The organism is Nocardioides sp. JCM 18998, from assembly GCF_055391535.1.
Window position 1 is genome coordinate 3,598,462 of record NZ_AP043886.1, and the last position, 17,822, is coordinate 3,616,283.

Consider the following 17,822-nt stretch of genomic DNA (forward strand, 5'->3'; position numbering starts at 1 on the left):
AGGTCACAGATGAGCACCACCACTTCTCGACCCGACTACTACGACAGCCCGCAGCGCGGGATGCTCTCGTCCTCCGGTGCCGTGTTCGGGGCGTCCATGCTCGCGATCATCGGCATCTGCCAGGTCCTGCAGGGCATCACCGCGGTGGCCGACGACAAGATCTACGTCACTGGCATCGACTACGTCTACCAGTTCGACGTGACGGCCTGGGGCTGGATCCACATCGGCATCGGCGTGATCGCGTTCGCGATCGCCTGCGCGATCTTCGCCGACCAGACGTGGGGCCGCATCGCCGGCATCGGCATCGCCGCCGCGGGCGCGATCATGAACTTCCTGTTCCTGCCGTACTACCCGTTCTGGTCGATCGTGCTGATCGCCTTCAACGTGTTCGTGATCTGGTCGCTGAGCTACCAGCTGAGCGCGCATCGCGCCTGACTCAGGGCGGCAGCCACCGCGACCACTCGGGAGGAGACGGTCATGGCACACATCGTTCGCATGCACGTGCGCTATCCGCGGGAGCGATCCGGCGGGAGCGGCGTCGGCACCCTGCTCGCCGGCGTCGCCGCGATCCTCGTGCTGTCCGTGATGGTGGGCGGCATCCTGGCGGGCATCGCCTGGGGCGGCGTCCATCTGCTGATGGGGCTCGTTGACTGACGAGCGTCGCGACGGCACCGGGTCCTTCGCGCCCGCGCCGCCCGGCATACAAGGGAGGATCGAATGACGAACGTCGAGGAGACCGGACCATCCGGTCGTCACGCTCGAGGCGGGGACGAGGCCCAGTCCGGCGCCCTGATCCAGGTCGTGGCCAACCACTGGGGTCTGTTGGTCGTGTACGGCGCCGCGAGCGCAGTGCTGGGCATCGTGCTCGCCGTGTGGCCCGACGAGACCCTGGTGGTCTGCGCGGTGCTGGTGGCTATCCAGCTCATCCTGTCGGGCGTGATCCGCCTGACCGTCGCGGTCGCCGGGCGCGGTGTCGACGGGGGCATGCGTGCGGTCATCGGCATCTCCGGAGCGCTCGCCCTCATCATCGGCCTGCTGTGTCTGCGACACCCCGTGCAGACACTGCTCACGGTGAGTGTCCTGCTCGGCGTGTGGTGGGTGTTCGCGGGCATCGTCGACGTCCTCAGCGCCCTGCTCGCACCGGTGCCCGGCCGCCGCGGCTGGGACACCGCCACCGGGCTGATCAGCATCGTCGCCGGCGGGTTCCTTTTGATCGACCCGCGCCTCACGTTGGGCGTGTTCGTCGTGGTCCTGTGCGCCTGGTTGATCGCGACCGGCATCGTCGCGATCGTGGCGGGTCTTCGACTGCGCTCCCTCGCGCACAGCAGGACCACCACGCCGTCCTCGACGGCCGGGTACACACCCGGCGTTCGGCCGATCGGCTGAGTGGCCGGCGATGACGGAGCCAGGGCCGCAAGGATCGGGGCCGCAAGGATCGGAGTCGGACGCCGAGCGTCGCGCGCGTCTGGAGCGGCTGCGGGCCGAGGTGGCGGCACTCGAGTCCGGTACTGACGCCGCGGCGCGCCGTGGCAGGACCGGGTGGTGGCGGCCGGTGGTGGTCACCATCTGCCTGATCCTGCTCGCCCTGATCGCGCCGCTGTCGATCGTGGCCGTGTGGGCGCACGATGAGATCTCGGACTCCGACCGGTACGTCGCGACCGTGGCGCCGCTGGCCCGCGACCCTCAGCTCCAGGACGCCATCGCCACCCGGATCACCCAGGAGATCACCGACCGGGTCGACGTCGCCGGGCTCACCCAGCAGGCCGTGACGGCACTGGAGGAGAACGGTCGCAGCCTGCCGCCGCTGGCCGCGACCGGCCTGCAGGCCCTGGCGCGGCCGCTGACCGATGCCGTGGCGAGCTGGGTCGGGAAGCAGGTCCACAAGATCGTCGCCTCCGATTCCTTCGGCACGGCGTGGGACGAGGCCAACCGGCAGGCGCACGCCCAGATGGTTCAGGTCCTCACCGGAAAGGGCGACGTCGCCACGGTCAAGGACGGCGCGGTGCGGATCGACCTGTCCGCGTTCATCACTGCCGTCAAGTCCCAGCTCGTCGCGAACGGGTTCGCGCTCGCGGCCCGGATCCCCACCGTCAACGCCGAGTTCACCGTGTTCCAGTCCGCCGACCTGGCGAAGGCGCAGAAGGGATTCCGTGCGCTGTCGGCGATCGCGCACACGCTTCCGGTGGTCGGGCTGCTGCTCCTGATCGCGGCGATCGCAGTGGCCCGCGACCGGCGCCGCACGGTGATCGCTGCGGGCCTGGTGGTTGCCGCGTCCATGCTGCTGTTGGGACTGGCGCTCAACGCGGGGCGGGCGTTCTACCTCGACGCTGTCTCGGCCCAGCAGATCTCCCAGGACACCGCGCAGCTGTTCTACGACACGCTCGTCCGGTTCATCCGGTTCAACCTGCGGGCTCTGCTGGTGCTCTCGCTTGCGATCGCGCTGGTGGCCTGGCTGATCGGTCCGTCCGACGGCGCCGTGGCCGTACGCCGTGGTAGCGGCCGGGTGTTGGACACCGCGCGGACCGGCTCGGACCGACTCGGCTTCGACACGGGGGCCTTCGGCACGTTCCTCTCCCGCAGCCGGGTCGCGATCCGCTGCGGGATCGCCGGGCTGGTGATCATCATCTACGTGCTCGCGGACCACCCGACCGGCGCCTGGACCCTCCTGCTGCTCGTCGTGGCCGCCTTGGTGCTGCTGGTGATCGAGGTCCTTGCGCGGATGGCGCCACGCGAGGACCCGGTGGCCGTGACCGGCGGCTCAGGCGGGCACGACGCAGCGGAAACCGACGTGTGACGTGGTGTCTCGCACCCCATGGCCCTGTCGGGCGGCCGGCCGGTAGCGCTGGCAGTAGTGCGGCGAGCACAGATGTGAGCCGCCCTTGGTGACCATCCGATCGGTCTCCTGCAGTCGCAAGGGATGGGTCGCCTGGCCGCAGCAGCTGTGCTGCTCCTCTCCGGCCCCCGGCACGCCGGTCGGCATCGCGTCTCCAGGACGGGTGTGATCGGGGGTCCAGCGCGTCCGGGTCCACTCCCAGACGTTGCCGATCATGTCGACCAGGCCGTGGCCGTTGGGCGGGTAGGAGCCGACCGGAGAGGTCCGGTGGTGGCCGTCGGGATCGTCGCTGCGCCAGGGGAACGGCCCCTGCCAGGTGTTGGCCAGGATCGCGCCGGCCGGATGGAGCTCGTCGCCCCACGCGTACGCGGCGCCCCGCAGGCCGCCGCGGGCGGCGTGCTCCCACTGCTCCTCGGTGGCCAGCTGCTTGCCGGCCCAGGCGGCGTAGGCGATGGCGTCCTCCCATCCGATGTGCACGACGGGATGATCATGGCGGTCTCGCCAGTCGCTCCCCGGGCCCTCCGGGAGACGCCACTGAGCGCCCGGCTGCCAGCGCCACCACTGCGTCCAATCGTGGAGCCCGACGGGCCCGGCGGGCTGGGTGAAGACCTGGGAGCCCGGCACGAGCAGAGCGGGGTCGGCATCCGGGAAGTCGCCCGGGTCGAGGGCCTGCTCGGCGACGGTGACGTGGCCGGTGTCGGCGACGAATGCAGCGAACTGCTCGTTGGTGACCGGGTGCCGGTCGACCCAGAGGTCGCCCGTCGTGGTCTCCACGATCGGCGTCTCCTCGGGATAGAACCCGCTCGCCCCGATCAGATCGGCTCCGCCGGGGACCAGCACCATCGACGTGGTGCCCGATCGCGCGTCCCTCGCGCCCTGCGTCGTCACAGTGCCGACGCTAGTCGCAGCACCCCAGGTACGCACCCCCGGTTCGGGTGAGCGGGGTCCAGACCGACCGCCACGATCCCCGCCACGATCACCGCCGCGCCGTCCCAGATCCGTGTCCGATCGGCCCACGGGCGTGCTCACCGGGCTCCCCCGGCGGTCTCGAAGCGCGCCACCCGACGGGTGCGCAGCGCCAGGACCGTCTGGGCGAGAGCCGCCACACCGAGACCGAGTGCTGTCTCGAGCACCCGCTCCCAGAACCGATCGGGGGCGTCCGCGACATCGCGTGCCAGCAGCAGCACGAAGACCAGGAAGGTGGTGAAGGTGGGCAGGATATACCACTCGCTGGTGGCCGTGGCCGTCGCCACCACTCCCACCGCGCCGACGGCGACGGCGTAGACGGCGTCCGGCGGATCGGAGGCGACCAGCACGATGGCGGCTGCGGCACCGACGACCACGCTGGCGAATCGGCCGACCGTACGCATCACCTGCGTCGGAGGATCGGGCCGCATGACGAGCAGCGCTGCGGCCGTCGCCCAGCCGACGTGCTCGAGGTCGGCGGTGAAGCCGATCGTGGCGCAGAGGGCACCCGCAATCCCGGTCGCGAGGCCGTACGCCGTCATCGAGCCGGCCGCGGCACCGCCCGGGTGGGGCGCCGGCGGTACGGCCGCCGAGCCGGGCGCTGGTGCCGGCCATGCCACGGCGACCGCGACCGACCAGACGGTCCCGAGCAGGATGTCGAGCGCGAGAGCACCGACGGTACCGGTGCCGGGGTAGCTGAACCCGACCGCGAACAGCGGCAGGCACAGGAGCAGGCCGAGCATCGCGACCGGTCGATGCATCACCGCGACCAGGCGCCCCAGCCCGGCTCCCGCCGCGACCATGGAGAGCACGGCGACGACCGGCCACTGCGCCACGAAGCCGCCGAGGAGGAGGGCGACCGCGGCGAGGACGCCGTACAGGCCGAGTCTGAGCCGGGCCGCGCGGAGCGGCGGGAGGGGCAGCGGGCACACGGGCATGAGCCCGACCACCAGCGCAGCGCCCCCCTGCACATCGATGAGGGTGGCGACTGCGGCCGGCGCCACCGTGATCAGGCCGCGCGCCGCATACGCATTGCTCCATCGGATGCCCGCGCTCCTCGCCACCCCGCCTCCTTGCGCAGCCGGCCCGGTGCGTCAGTCCCGCGCCATCGCGGCGGCGAGGTGTGCCTCGACATCGACGTAGGCGTCGTCGGCAACGTCGAAGACCACCTTGTGCAGCGTCCCGCCGCCGAACTCGAAGCGGGACCCGGCGTACAGACCGGATACGGCGTCGCCGCTGTCGTACCCGATGCACAGTCCCTCGCCGCAGAGCGAGAAGTGGCCCAGCACGGTCCGGATCCGCTGCTCGGTGACCAGTTCGTCGTCGACGTACAGACGCAGCGGGCCGACCCCCTCGCGGTGGGCGCCCATCTCCTCCTTCACGAACTCGACACCGACGACGTGGCGTCCGCTGGTAGGGGCCGGCGCCGAGATCCGGTCCTCCGGCGGGATGCCGAGGAAGTTGTACGCGTACACCAGGCTGCCGTCCTTGACGAAGAGCGCGTGCCCACCGAACCGCGACCCGTGTGCGAACAGGATGCCCTCGGTCTCGGGGGTGAAGTCGACCTCGGCGAGGGCCTTGTAGGACACCCCGTGCACGTTCGCGGCCGATCGCTCCGGGATCTCCGAGGTCCCTGGGTAGTAGGTGTACCGCCCGCTGGGTGGCACCGGGACGTGGAACTCCATCGCTACGAAGGCCTCGAAGTCCTTCGGGTTGCCGAGGATCTGCAGATCGTTGAGCGGGAGCACGTTGTTGGCCTTCGCCTCGTCGAACCACAGCGCCCTGAGCTCCTCGACCTTCTCGGGGAACTCGTCGGCCACGTCGTACGCCTCGGCACGATCCACGTCGGTGTGGAAGAGCTGCCAGCGGTCCCGGTCGAAGCCGCCCGTGCCGTTGCCGGGGCCGTGGTCGGTGACGACCTTCCAGCCCTGGTGCCACAGCCCGCGGTGGCCGAACATCTCGTAGTACTGGGTCTGCTTGCGCGTCGGGGCGTCGACCGCGTCCGAGCCGTCGAACGAGTAGGCCATCGAGACGCCCGAGAGCGGAGTCTGCGCGATGCCCTCGAACACTGCGGGGAAGTCCACGCCGCACGCCTCGTAGATCGTCGGCACGATGTCGGTGCTGTGGTGGTACTGGTGTCGGATCTGCCCGCTCGCCCGGATGCCGGCCGGCCAGTGCACCACCAAGGGATCGCATACCCCACCCTGGTACGTGTACCGCTTGAACATCCGGTACGGCGCGGAGAACGCCGCCGCCCAGCCTGTCGGGTAGTGACCGTAGGTGTTCGGGGTGCCGAGCTCGTCGACCATCGACAGGTTCTGGTCGAGGTCGTCGGGATATCCGCCGAAGATCTTGCCCTCGTTGACCGAGCCGTTCGGGCTGCCCTCACCCGAGGCGCCGTTGTCGGCGCAGTAGAAGATCAGTGTGTTCTCCAGCTGACCGGACTCCTCGAGGTAGTCGACGATCCGACCGACCTGGGCGTCGGTGTACTCCGAGAAGCCGGCGTAGACCTCCGCCATCCGGCAGAACATCGCCCGCTCCTTGCCGTTGAGCTCGCCCCAGGGCCGTACGGCGTCGCCGGGCGTGAACGTGCCCTCGGCCATCGGGTTCAGCGGGGTGAGCTCCGTGCCCTCGGGCAGGATGCCGCGCTGGATCATCCGTGGCAGCACCCACTCGCGGTAGGCCTCGTAGCCGTCGTCGAAGACGCCCTTGTACCTGTCGATGTACTCCTGCGGCGCGTGGTGCGGAGCGTGGTTGGCACCCGGGCAGAACCACAGGTACCAGGGCTTGTCCGGCTCGGTCTGCTTGGTGTCGCGGATCATCCGCAACGCCTGGTCGGCCAGGTCCTTGGAGAGGTGGTAGCCGTCCTCGGGCAGGTAGGGCTGGTCGATGTAGCGGTTGCCCTCGGCGAGGCTCGGGTACCAGTTGTTCGTCTCGCCGCCGATGAAGCCGTAGAACTGGTCGTAGCCCATCCCGAGCGGCCAGCGCCTCTTTGAGGCCCCGTCGTCCACTCGTCGATCGGAACGTTGTGGTTCTTGCCGACCCAGAACGTCGACCAGCCGGCCTCGCGCAATACCGCGGCCATGGTCGCGTTCGACGGCGGGATGTGTGAGGAGTAGCCCGGGAAGCCGGTCGACGACTCCGAGATCGACGCGAAGCCGTTGAGGTGGTGGTTGCGCCCGGTCAGCAGCGTCGAGCGGGTCGGCGAGCAGAGCGCGGTGGTGTGCCACTGGGTGTAGGTCAGCCCGCCGGCCGCCAGGCGCTCCATCGTGGGCATCTGGATCCGCCCACCGTACGGGGACCAGGCGGCCTGGCCGGTGTCGTCGTACAGGACGACGAGCACGTTCGGGGCTCCGGCCGGCGCCTTGCTCGGGAGGAACGCCTCCCAGTCACCCTGCGAGTCACGGACGTCAAGCTCGATCCTGCCTTCGAACTCCCGCACCATGCTGTCGCCTCCTCGGTCACACACCCGCTCGCGTGCCGCCCCCCACGCTGACCACGGGACGAGAGCCGCTGCTCACCCGAGCCGGGTGAGGTTCGCCGCCGCCGTCAGGGCGACGGTGGGATCGTGTCGAAGCAGCAGCCCCCCTGGTGGTGTCCCTCGATGCGCGGCTACCAACGGATCTGGCTGCGCACCGACGTCGTTGCCGGCCTCACCGCGGGCACCGTGGTCATCCCGCAGGCGATGGCGTACGCCACCATCGCCGGACTTCCGGTCCAGGTGGGTCTGTACACGTGTCTGGTACCGATGGTCGTCTACGCGCTGTTCGGTGGGGCTCGGGCGTTGAGCGTCTCGACCACCTCCACGATCGCGGTGCTGGTGGCCTCCGGCATCGCGGCGCTGCCCGTCGACGACATCGCGACGGCGAGCGACCAGGTGCGCGCGGCCGCGACGCTGACCTTCATGGTCGGCGTCTGCCTGCTCGGGATGCGGCTACTGCGCCTGGGTGCGCTGGTGGAGATGATCTCCCCGGCCACGCTGAGCGGCATCAGGGTGGGCGTGGGACTGACCGTCGCCGCCACCCAGCTCCCCGCGTTGCTCGGCGTTTCCGCCGATCCGGACGACGACGGCTTCTTCGGGCGGATCGGCGACGTGTTCTCGAAGCTCGACACCGCCAGCGGGGCGACCGTCGCCGTCAGCGCGGCCAGCATCGCCGTGCTGCTGGTGCTGCGGCGCGTCGCACCCCAGCTGCCCGGGCCCCTGATCGTGGTCGCCGCCGGCATCCTGCTGGTGGCGCTGACCTCGGTGGAGGACCACGGGCTGCAGCTGATCGACAAGGTGCCCCGAGGGCTCCCCGAGGTGCGGCTCCCCGTGGTGGGCGACATGGTGGATCTGCTGCCGGCGGCGCTCGCGATCGCGGTGATGGCCTTCCTCGAGACGATCCTGGTGGCGCGCACGAACCGACGCCGGGACGAACCCGCGATCGACGTCGACCAGGAGCTCGTCGCGGTCGGGCTGGCGTCTCTCGGCGGCGGCCTGACCCAGACGCTCCCGCCGGCGGGCGGGCTGTCCCAGTCGGCGGTGAACCTGCGCGCCGGTGCCCGCACCCAGGCCGCCCAGCTGGCCACCGCCGTCCTCGCGCTCCTGGTCGCGCTGCTGCTCGCGCCGGTGCTCGACGATCTGCCCCGAGCGGTCCTGGCGGCGCTGGTGATGGTGGCCATCCTCGGCCTGCTCGACCCTCGCGACTTCGCCGACTACGCCCGGATCGATCGGGCCGAGCTGTGGATCGCCCTGATCGTCGCGGCCATCGGGCTGAGCGGGGGCATGCTCGTCGGCGTCGCCGTCGGGCTCGTCCTCACCTTGGCGCTGGTGGTCCGGTATGTGAACCGGCCGCGGGTCCGCCCGCTCTACCGGCGTGCGGAGGGCGGGTGGACCACGACGCCCCCCGACCCCGAGGTGACCGTTCCCACCGACGCGGGCGTGCTGCTCCTGCATCTCGACGGCGGGCTGTACGCGGGCAACGCCCAGCCGACCTCCGAGGCGGTCGTGGCCTTGGCGGCCGAGGCCGCGGCACCGCCGCGCGCGGTCATCCTCGAGGCCGCCGCGGCCCATGACGTCACCATGCCGTTCCTCGACGCGCTGCGCTCGACCGCCGCCGAGCTGGAGCAGTCCGGCTCGATGCTGCTGATCGCCGGCCTCCCGCCCGCCACCCGCGACGTGCTCGGCCGATCCCCCTGGTTCCAGGAGCAGGAGGCGGCGGGAAGGGTGCAGCGCACCGTCGAGGACGCCCTCGCCGCCGTGCGGACCGCGCCTACGGAGCGCACCGCGCCGGAGGGCGACCGACGGCCGACCTAGGCGGTGCCTAGATGAGGCGGTGCCTAGATGAGGCGGTGCCCGCGCGCCAGCGCCAGCGCCTCGCTGCGGCGGGCGGCGCCGAGCTTGGCGTACAGGTTGCTGATGTGCGTCTTGACGGTGTTCTCCGACACGAAGAGCGCCGCGCTGATGTCGGCGTAGGTGGCTCCCCGGGCCAGCTGGCGCAGCACCTCGCGCTCGCGCGCGCTGAGGACCGGGACGTGGACGCTGCCCTCGTCGACGGCTTCGCCCGGGGTGGCGGTGCCCGGGTCGAAGTAGGTCGGCAGACTCGCGGTCTCCTGCATGGTCGCGGCGAGCTCGGCGGCCCACACCCGGCCGGAGCGCTGGGCCAGGTGCGCGAGCATCGTCTGCACCGGCGTCCCCTGGCGGATCCAGCCGAGGAAGGGGGCCGCGTTGCGGCGGACCTCGGTCTCGATCACGGCCTGGTTGAGCAGCTCGTACGCCTCGTCGCTCTCCCCGAGCTCGTCGAGGAGCTGCGCGCGGGCCACCAGTGAGATCCCGCGCACCACCGGCTGGGCGAAGGTGGCGTCATCGATCGCCGTCTCGAAGTGAGCGGCTGCCTGACGTCGGTCGCCGCCCAGGTCGGCGTGCAGGCCCTCCGCCCACGCTGCCTCCCCACGGAAGGACGAGGCCGCGAGCTCGTTGGCGATCGTCCGCAAGGCGTCACGATCGCCCGCGAACGCAGCCATGGTCGCGTGCTCCACCAGCCACACCACCCGCAGGTGATCGGGGAGGTTGCACGCCTCGGGCAGGTCGAGGGGCTGCTCCAGGAGACGTCGACCCTCGGCCACCGACCCGCCGACCAGCGCGGCGTGCGCGTTCTGGATGCGGAGCCAGAACGCGCTGCACAGGTCGGCCGGATGCAGTGGAGCATCGGGGAACGACTGGACCGGCTCCCACGGGATGTCGAGTGCGCGCGCGAGGCTCGAGGCCAGGCGCAGGCGCGTCCCGGTGAACCGTGGCGCCCAGGCGCGCGCCTCCCCCAGCTCGACCAACGCCTGGTGAGCGACCTCGGTGCACGCCCGCTCGCGGCCCAGCATGAACTGGTTCATCGCGAGGTGGCTCAGAGCCGCGGCCCGCAGCGCCGGCAGGGCACGGGTCCGGGAGAGGGCGACGGCCGCGACCAGGTTGACCTCGGCCTCGTGCAGCTCGCCCAGCCAGTTCTGGGTGATGGCGAGCTCGGTCAGCAGCTGCGGCAGGATCTCCGCGCCGACCTCGCGCGCCTTCTCCGCCAGGACGACCTCGCGGGCGAAGCCGATCGCGGGCAGGAGCGGCTCGCGCCCGAGCCGAGCACGCATCAGCCGCAGGCAGGCCACCTCCTCCTCGCGCAGGTCGGCGCCGTGCGTCACACAGCGCTCCAGCCACCGCTCGGCCGCAGGCGCGTCGCCCGCCACCCAGCGCTCGATCGCGAGCGGGAACCAGATCGCGGAGTTCCGCTCGACGTGGGCGGGGTGATCACGGACGAAGGTCGCCAGACCGGCACCCTCACCACGCATGACCATCGAGAGGCCGTGCGCGGCCAGGAAGTCCGCAGCCTCCTCGAAGGCCAGCACGTTCACCAGCCGCTCGAGGCCCCGCGCGGTCACACCGTTCGCCGCGTCGAGCAGCACGGCGCGCACGACCGTGGCCCGCGCGCCCGCGACGTCGACTCCGTCGTTCACCAGACGGCGTCGTACGACCTCCTGCAACAGGGGGTGGAGCCGATACCGCGCCCTGCCCGCGTGGTCGTCGTCGTCATCGTCGCCGTCGACGGCCGGCGGCGTGTCGGTGAGGGTGCGGGAGACCAGCAGGCCCGTGCCGTCGAGCTCGGCGAGCATGTCGCCGGCCGTCGGGTCGTGGGACAGGTGTGCCGCCGTCCGGGCCGTCACGAAGCTCTCCGCCGAGAGGCTGAGCAGCAGGTGACGCACGCGCGGCGAGAGCGAGGCGAACACCTCGCCCGCGACGCGATCGCCAAGACGGCTCTCCCCCTCGGCGCAGCGACTCGCCGCCGCGACCGGGTCAGGACTCGAACCGACAGCACGCGAGGCGAGCACCACCGCGGCGCACCAGCCGCGGGCGTACCGCGTGACGGCGCTGACCACCTCCGGGGAATCGGTCTGAGCATGCGGGACGATCAGGGCCTGCGCCTCGTCATCGTCCAGGCTCAGCACGTCGCCACGGATGACGGCGAAGTGCCCCAGGAGCTCCGGGACCAGGTGCGCGACCGGAAGGTCCCATCGGCTGAGCAGCACCAGCCGCATCCCCTCGGGGTCGTCGTTGAGCCGGTCGCTCAGCACGCGATGGCAGGCGGCCGGCAGCAGGTGGGCGTCGTCGATCACGACGCGCTGCGGTCGCTGGTCGCCTTCGGCCGGGCCGGCCCGTCGCGCCGCGGCCGCGTCCAGGACCTCGACGAGCCGAGCGGCGTCCCAGGTCTCGTCGGCGTGCTCCCACCGAGGCCGCAGCGACTCGTCGGGCTCATCGGTCGTGCAGAGCCAGCCGGCCACGCCGAGGGTCTTTCCGGCGCCAGCAGGGGCGACGACGAGGGTCATGGCGCACTCGGACGCCCGATCCAGGCGCTCCCACACCCGGCGGCGCGGGACGTAGACCCGCGGCAGCCGCGGCCCGTTGACGCAGGCCCCGCTGGCCCGTGACGCCCAGGTACGGCCATCGACCGCGCCGTGGCCGCGCGGCGGCTCACCGACCCGCTCCACAGCTCGAATCGAGCGTGTACTGCCCTTGCCGCTGGTTGCATGATGCCGGTCCACAGTGCCGCCCTTCCCTGCCCGAGCGCGTGAGGACCTGCTCATGCCCTCCGCGGCCGGGGCGCAACTGCTCACGAACCGAGGACGGACTTGGACGGACGTCAAGTTCGGCGACGGCGCGTGTTCCTTAGGGACCAAACTAAGTGGCCGTCCACCACTCCCGTCACCCGTTCCGGGTGAAATTTTGCCGTCGGGCGGCGACGGCGAGCCGTGGCCGGGCACTTCCGCGCCCGGCGACCGGTGCGACCCGCGCATCCGTTGCGGTGAGGGTCGCGCCGGGACACGAACGTCGACACCTCCAGCAAAGGCCGCGCGCCGCGGCGCGGTCTCCCCTGATCTGGGTGAGGGCGCCGCGGCCCGCACCGACCTACCGTGACGAAGGCACCACACCACGGTGCACACCGAGCCAGCGAAGGAGTCAGACGTGTCGCACGGACCCATCGAGGTGTTCTTCCTCGTCGTACCACCTGAGACGGCGCTGACGGAGGTGGTCGCGACGCTGCGGGAGCCGGTGGACACCGGCGCGATCCGTCTCGTGGACTGCGTGTTCCTGACCCGCTCAGCAGACGGTGAGATCGCTGTGCTCGACCTCGAGGCACAGGAGTCGCTGCCGGCCGAGCTCGACAATCTGGCCATCGATCCGCACGATCTGCTCAACGACGGCGATCTCGCGCTGCTCGCCGAGACGCTGAGCCCCGACGAGATCGGAGTGGCGCTGGTCGTCGAGCTGTTGTGGGCGCCTCGGGCCGCCGAGCGACTCCAACATCTCGGCGTCGAGGTGGGCCTCCACGTACGCGTCACCCCCGACGAGGCGGAAGCCGCCTTCGCCGCCAACGACATCGCCGCAGCCGGCTGACCGAGGAAGGAATCCACCCATGTTGCTTGGACCCCGTCGCATTGGCCGCCCCGGCCTGCTGGGCACCGTCGCCCGGACCGCGGTGATCACCGGCACCGCCGCGGCGACCGCCAACGCGGTCAATCGCCGCCAGCAGAGCCGTCAGATGCAACAGGCCGAGGCTGCCGCCTATGAGGCCTCCCAGGTGCCGCCGCAGGCTGCCCCGGTCGCAGCGCCGCCGCCCGCTCCGGAAGCGACCGAGTCGCTGGGCGATCAGCTGCAGAAGATCGCCGCCCTGCACGAGCAAGGGATCCTGAGCGACAGCGAGTTCGCCGAAGCCAAGCGCCGGCTGCTCGGCTGAGCGGCGACCCGGCCTCTGCGCCCCTTCGCACCGAAGTACGGACCTCGCCGAGGAGCTGACCGTGGCCGGTGGCGCGGGAGGGATCATGTCACGCGCCCGTACGACCGCCGGGCGGCTGCTGGACGCCGTCCGGGCGATCGTGCGCGCGGACCCGGCGCAGGTCGAGACGACCGTGCGCAGGCTCGGCGCCTCGCGTCGCTACCTCGCGCCGATCGCGTGGGCCGCGGGCGCGCTGGTCCTCGTCCTGCGTGGCGTCGGGCTGCTGCTCACGAACTGGCGCCTCGCGCTGATCGAGCTCGTACCGTCGCTGTGGGTCTGGCTGGCGATGTGGGATCTGAAGGTCCACGGGCTGCGGACCCCGTCGGTGCACGACATCACCTTCGGGCAGGTGGTCGCCACGCTGGGTGCGACGATCGGGCTGAGCACGCTGGCCTTCTGCTGCAACGCCGTCTTCGGCTTCGCGATCAGCCAGGACCCGCCGCGGATCAGGCCGGCGCTTCGCGGCGCCCGGGCGCACCTGAGATGGCTGGCGACGGCCGGGGTCGTGGCGGGTTGCCTGCTGGGCGTGGCGCTGATGCTGATCCCCGAGCTGGGCACGGCCCAGATACGGCTGCTGGCGGCCCTCGGCCTGTACTCGGCGATGCTGACGTGCCTGGTGCTGATCCCCGCTCGCGTGCTCGGCGTCGCGCACGAGCACCTGGGCCCGCGCCAGCAGGTGGGTGCGTGGATCGCCGGCGGCGCGTTGAGTGCCGTGGCCATGACGCCGGGCTTCGTGCTCGACCGGATCGGGATCGTGCTGTTGGGCACCCCGCACCTGCACCTGGTCGGGCTCCTGGTGCTCTCGGCGGGCACGACTCTGTATGCCGCCGGTGTCGCTGCGGTCAAGGCCGTCAAGCTGAGCATGAAGCTCACCTCGCTCCCGGAAGACGCGGACCCGCTCGCCTCTCACCCTGTTTGAGTGACGCCCGCTCGCACGCTGATCCCTAGCGTCATCACGCGGTCCCTGAACCGGAAGGGCGTGAGGAGCAACATGCTGGAATGGGTGCTGGCGCTGATCGGCGCGCTGCTCGTCGTGGTGCAGCTCGGAGTGTTCGTCCTCGCCCTCGGGGTCATCCCGGGCGGACGCAAGCCCTCGACCGGCATGGCCTGGCTGATCCTCATCCTGGCCGTGCCCTACCTCGGGCTCGTCGCGTTCCTGCTCTTCGGCAGCACCAGTGTCGGAAGGCGACGGCGCCGCTGGCAGCGCCAGGTCAACGAGGAGGTCATGGCGGTCGCGCGTCAGCAGCCCGATGCGGGACTCGAGACGAATGTGGAGGTCGCCGGTGCCGCCCGGCTCAACGAGGCGCTCGGGGCGCTGCCGATGACCGACCGCAACCACGTCAGCGTGCTCCCGGAGTACGGCGAGACCGTGGCGGTGATGTGCGACGCGGTGAAGCGGGCCCGTGCGTTCGTGCACGTCGAGTTCTACATCACCGCCTGGGACGAGGTGACAGCTCCGTTCTTCGACGCCCTCGTCGCGGCCACCGAGCGCGGCGTGCAGGTGCGCCTGCTGTTCGACCAGCTCGGATCCCGGGGCATCCCTGGCTACAAGGAGATGCTCCGTCGCCTGGAGACGACCAGCATCGAGTGGGCGCCGATGCTGCCCGTCGGCCTGCGACCCTCCCAGCTGCGGCGCCCCGACCTGCGCAACCATCGCAAGATCCTGATCGTGGACGGCGTCGTCGGCTTCACCGGCTCCCAGAACCTGGTCGAGCCCGGCTACAACAAGCCGAAGAACCACGCGGTCGGGCGCACGTGGGTCGAGACGATGTTGCGCATCGAGGGACCGGCCGTGCGCGACCTGGCGGTCCTGTTCGCCACCGACTGGCACGCGGAGACCGGGGAGAGCGTGCGCGACAGCCTCAGCATCGTGGGCGCCGTCGCGGCGGCAGGTGACGAGGGCATCCACGGCGTGGCCTGCCAGGTCGTCGGGAGCGGGCCCGGCTTCGTCACCGAGAACAACCTGCGCCTGTTCAACACGCTCATCTACGGCGCGCGTCGCAGGCTCGCACTGGTCAGCCCCTACTTCGTCCCGGACGAGTCGTTGCTCTATGCGGTGACCACCGCCGCGCAGCGCGGGGTGGAGGTCGAGCTGTTCGTCAACGAGGGCGCCGACCAGTTCATGGTCTTCCACGCTCAGCGCTCGTACTACGAGGCGCTGCTCGCGGCAGGCGTACGGATCCACCTGTATCCCAAGCCGTACGTGCTGCACTCGAAGTTCTTCACCGTGGACGACGACATCGCCGTCGTCGGCTCGTCCAACATGGACTACCGGTCGTTCGCGCTGAACTTCGAGGTGATGATGCTGATGCGCAGCGAGCAGCTCGTCGATCGGCTCGACGACGTCCTCGACCGCTACCGCTCGCTCTCCACCGACCTCACCCCGGAGCGCTGGGCGCAGCGCAGCCGCGGGGCGGCGTACGTCGACAACGTGATGCGTCTGACCGCGGCGCTGCAGTGACCCCGCCCCCGTGTGGCGGATGTGTCGTTGGGTAACGCACAAGGGCCCGTCCACGACGCACGCCGGCGACACCCGCCGGCCACGCACTCGGCGACACACTCGGCCACACACGGAGGCTTCGCATGACTGACCAGACCATCCCGGGCGCGCCCGGAACCGAGACACCCTCGCTCGAGGAGCCCACCACCCCGCGCGGCCCGCTGCCGCCGAAGCCCGACCAGACCGGACCGGACGTCCGTACGGCCAGTGGAGCGGAGGCCAACCCGGACCAGGCCGTCAACGCCCAGCAGGGCGAGTTCCTGACCACCTCGGTGGGCGCACGAGTACGCGACACCGACCACTCCCTCAAGGCCGGGTCCCGCGGTCCGACGCTGCTGCAGGACCACCACCTGCGCGAGAAGATCACCCACTTCGACCACGAGCGGATCCCGGAGCGCGCGGTCCACGCCCGCGGAGTCGGCGCCCACGGCGTCTTCGTCGGCTACGGCACCGCCGCCGAGATCACCTGCGCGGCGTTCCTGGAGAAGGACGTCGAGACGCCGGTCTTCACCCGGTTCTCCACCGTGCTCGGATCCCGTGGGTCGGCCGACACCGTGCGTGACACCCGCGGCTTCGCGACGAAGTTCTACACCGACGAGGGGATCTTCGACCTGGTCGGCAACAACATCCCGGTCTTCTTCATCCAGGACGGGATCAAGTTCCCCGACGTCGTGCACGCCGCCAAGCCGCACCCGGATCGGGAGATCCCGCAGGCCCAGTCCGCCCACGACACCTTCTGGGACTTCGTCTCCCTGCACACCGAGGCGCAGGCACACACGCTGTGGAACATGTCCGATCGCGGCATCCCGCGCTCGCTGCGGATGATGGAGGGCTTCGGCGTCCACACCTTCCGGCTGCTCAACGCCGCCGGTGAGACGTCGTTGGTGAAGTTCCACTGGAAGCCGCGGCTCGGGGTCCACGCCCAGGTGTGGGAGGAGGCCCAGATGACCTGTGGCTTCGATCCCGACTTCCACCGGCGCGACCTGGCCGACGCCATCGAGTCCGGCGCCTACCCGGAGTGGGAGCTGGGCGTGCAGGTCTTCCCCGACACCGAGGACCAGATGTTCGAGGGGATCGACCTGCTCGACCCGACGAAGTTCGTGCCCGAGGAGCTGGCACCGGTGCAGCCGATCGGCAGGCTGGTGCTCAACCGGAACCCGTCGAACTACTTCGCCGAGACCGAGCAGGTCGCCTTCCACCCGGGCAACCTGGTCCGCGGCATCGACGTCACCAACGACGCGCTCCTGCAGGCGCGGCTGTTCTCCTACATCGACACCCAGCTGACCCGGCTCGGTGGGCCGAACTTCAACCAGATCCCGATCAACCGGCCCCATGCGCCGGTCAACGACATGCTCCGAGACGGGTTCCACCAGGACGCTGTCCATCGCGGCATCGCGCCGTACCGGCCGAACTCCGTCGACGGCGGCTGCCCGTTCCACGCCTCGGGCACCGACGACCACGCGTTCATCGAGGCGCCCGTGCAGGTCGCGGCCGGGCCGAAGAGCCGCGAGCAGGCGGCGTCCTTCGACGATCACTTCAGCCAGGCACGGCTGTTCTGGCTCTCCATGACGCCGCTCGAGCAGGATCACATCGTGAGCGCGTACGCCTTCGAGCTGGCCAAGTGCTACGAGACGGTGATCCGCGAGCGGCAGCTCCAGTGCCTCGCGAACATCGACCCGGAGCTCTGCTCGCGCGTCGCCGAGCGGCTCGGGCTGCCGGCGCCGGAGGCGAGCGAGCCGCTGTCGTCGCCCGAGCCGAGCGCGGCGCTCACGATGATCGGTGGGTCGTGGCCGGTCGACGGCCGGGTGGTGGGGGTCGTGACCTGCCCGGACTGTCCGGTCGACGAGATCGCCGCGATCCGTACGGCCATCTTCGACGCCGGCATGGTGCCGCTGCTGATCGGTCCTACCGGGGGGACGCTGCCGGACGGGACGCCACTGCAGCGCTCCTTCGACACCGCCCGCTCGATCGAGTACGACGCGGTCCTGCTCGCCTCCGGTATCGGCGCGCACGCATCCGACCCGAAGGTGGGGCTGCTGCTCACCGAGGCCTTCCGCCAGGCCAAGGCGATCGGCGCCTGGGGCGACGGCACCGAGGCACTCGAGGCGGCGGGAGTGGACGCCACCGCACCCGGGGTCGTCGTGGGTGAGGCCGGCGACGGCGTTCTCGCCGAGGTGGCCGGGCTGCTGGCCGGACACCGCGCCTGGGACCGCACCTGACCCGGCACCCAGTC

14 protein-coding genes and 1 pseudogene are annotated in these 17,822 nt (G+C 71.1%); 10 read left to right on the top strand and 5 right to left on the bottom strand.

The window, feature by feature from the left end; translation table 11 throughout:
• Window positions 1-9: 9 nt before the first annotated feature.
• From ACZ5L9_RS16945 to ACZ5L9_RS16960, 4 genes are all read left to right on the top strand, one after another.
• Window positions 10-435: a DUF7144 family membrane protein gene (locus ACZ5L9_RS16945; RefSeq protein WP_464529809.1), complete on the top strand. Its 426-nt coding sequence runs from the start codon at window positions 10-12 to the stop codon at window positions 433-435.
• A gap of 42 nt (window positions 436-477) precedes the next feature.
• The gene (locus ACZ5L9_RS16950) at window positions 478-654 is read left to right on the top strand and encodes a hypothetical protein (protein WP_464529812.1); all 177 of its coding nucleotides are present in this window, start codon (window positions 478-480) and stop codon (window positions 652-654) included.
• A gap of 63 nt (window positions 655-717) precedes the next feature.
• Window positions 718-1,386, top strand: coding sequence for an HdeD family acid-resistance protein (locus ACZ5L9_RS16955; RefSeq protein WP_464529816.1), 669 nt, complete (start codon window positions 718-720; stop codon window positions 1,384-1,386).
• Window positions 1,387-1,552: 166 nt separating this feature from the next.
• On the top strand, window positions 1,553-2,794 hold the full coding sequence (locus ACZ5L9_RS16960; RefSeq protein ID WP_464529818.1) for a hypothetical protein: 1,242 nt from the start codon (window positions 1,553-1,555) through the stop codon (window positions 2,792-2,794).
• On the opposite strand, the gene ACZ5L9_RS16965 is transcribed toward ACZ5L9_RS16960, so the two are convergent.
• The 4 genes and pseudogenes from ACZ5L9_RS16965 to ACZ5L9_RS16980 form a co-directional block, all read right to left on the bottom strand.
• Window positions 2,759-3,721: a formylglycine-generating enzyme family protein gene (locus ACZ5L9_RS16965; protein WP_464529820.1), complete on the bottom strand. Its 963-nt coding sequence runs from the start codon at window positions 3,719-3,721 to the stop codon at window positions 2,759-2,761. The genes ACZ5L9_RS16960 and ACZ5L9_RS16965 overlap by 36 nt on opposite strands.
• A 137-nt stretch (window positions 3,722-3,858) precedes the next feature.
• Complete coding sequence (locus tag ACZ5L9_RS16970) at window positions 3,859-4,863, bottom strand: FUSC family protein (RefSeq protein ID WP_464529821.1); 1,005 nt, start codon at window positions 4,861-4,863, stop codon at window positions 3,859-3,861.
• 30 nt (window positions 4,864-4,893) lie between these two features.
• Complete coding sequence (locus ACZ5L9_RS16975; protein WP_464529823.1) at window positions 4,894-6,810, bottom strand: sulfatase-like hydrolase/transferase; 1,917 nt, start codon at window positions 6,808-6,810, stop codon at window positions 4,894-4,896.
• Between the two features lie 29 nt (window positions 6,811-6,839).
• A pseudogene (locus ACZ5L9_RS16980) lies at window positions 6,840-7,244 on the bottom strand (sulfatase-like hydrolase/transferase); the annotation flags it as partial.
• A 159-nt stretch (window positions 7,245-7,403) separates the two neighbouring features.
• On the opposite strand from ACZ5L9_RS16980, the gene ACZ5L9_RS16985 reads away from it, so the two are divergent.
• Window positions 7,404-9,095, top strand: coding sequence for a SulP family inorganic anion transporter (locus ACZ5L9_RS16985; protein ID WP_464529825.1), 1,692 nt, complete (start codon window positions 7,404-7,406; stop codon window positions 9,093-9,095).
• A 23-nt stretch (window positions 9,096-9,118) separates the two neighbouring features.
• On the opposite strand, the gene ACZ5L9_RS16990 is transcribed toward ACZ5L9_RS16985, so the two are convergent.
• Window positions 9,119-11,803: a helix-turn-helix transcriptional regulator gene (locus tag ACZ5L9_RS16990; protein ID WP_464529827.1), complete on the bottom strand. Its 2,685-nt coding sequence runs from the start codon at window positions 11,801-11,803 to the stop codon at window positions 9,119-9,121.
• A gap of 475 nt (window positions 11,804-12,278) precedes the next feature.
• Between ACZ5L9_RS16990 and ACZ5L9_RS16995 the strand changes: the two genes are divergently transcribed.
• The 5 genes from ACZ5L9_RS16995 (at window position 12,279) to ACZ5L9_RS17015 (ending at window position 17,808) form a co-directional block, all read left to right on the top strand.
• Window positions 12,279-12,710 carry a hypothetical protein gene (locus ACZ5L9_RS16995; protein WP_464529829.1) on the top strand — a complete coding sequence of 144 codons (432 nt, stop codon included), beginning with the start codon at window positions 12,279-12,281 and terminating at the stop codon, window positions 12,708-12,710.
• A gap of 19 nt (window positions 12,711-12,729) precedes the next feature.
• Window positions 12,730-13,050 (top strand): SHOCT domain-containing protein, encoded by a 321-nt coding sequence (locus tag ACZ5L9_RS17000; protein WP_464529831.1) that lies wholly within the window; start codon window positions 12,730-12,732, stop codon window positions 13,048-13,050.
• 61 nt (window positions 13,051-13,111) lie between these two features.
• Window positions 13,112-14,008: a hypothetical protein gene (locus tag ACZ5L9_RS17005; protein WP_464529834.1), complete on the top strand. Its 897-nt coding sequence runs from the start codon at window positions 13,112-13,114 to the stop codon at window positions 14,006-14,008.
• 72 nt (window positions 14,009-14,080) lie between these two features.
• The gene (gene cls, locus ACZ5L9_RS17010; RefSeq protein ID WP_464529836.1) at window positions 14,081-15,550 is read left to right on the top strand and encodes a cardiolipin synthase; all 1,470 of its coding nucleotides are present in this window, start codon (window positions 14,081-14,083) and stop codon (window positions 15,548-15,550) included.
• Window positions 15,551-15,672: 122 nt separating this feature from the next.
• Window positions 15,673-17,808, top strand: a complete 2,136-nt coding sequence (locus ACZ5L9_RS17015; protein ID WP_464529838.1) for a catalase — start codon at window positions 15,673-15,675, stop codon at window positions 17,806-17,808.
• The last annotated feature ends 14 nt before the right edge of the window (window positions 17,809-17,822 follow it).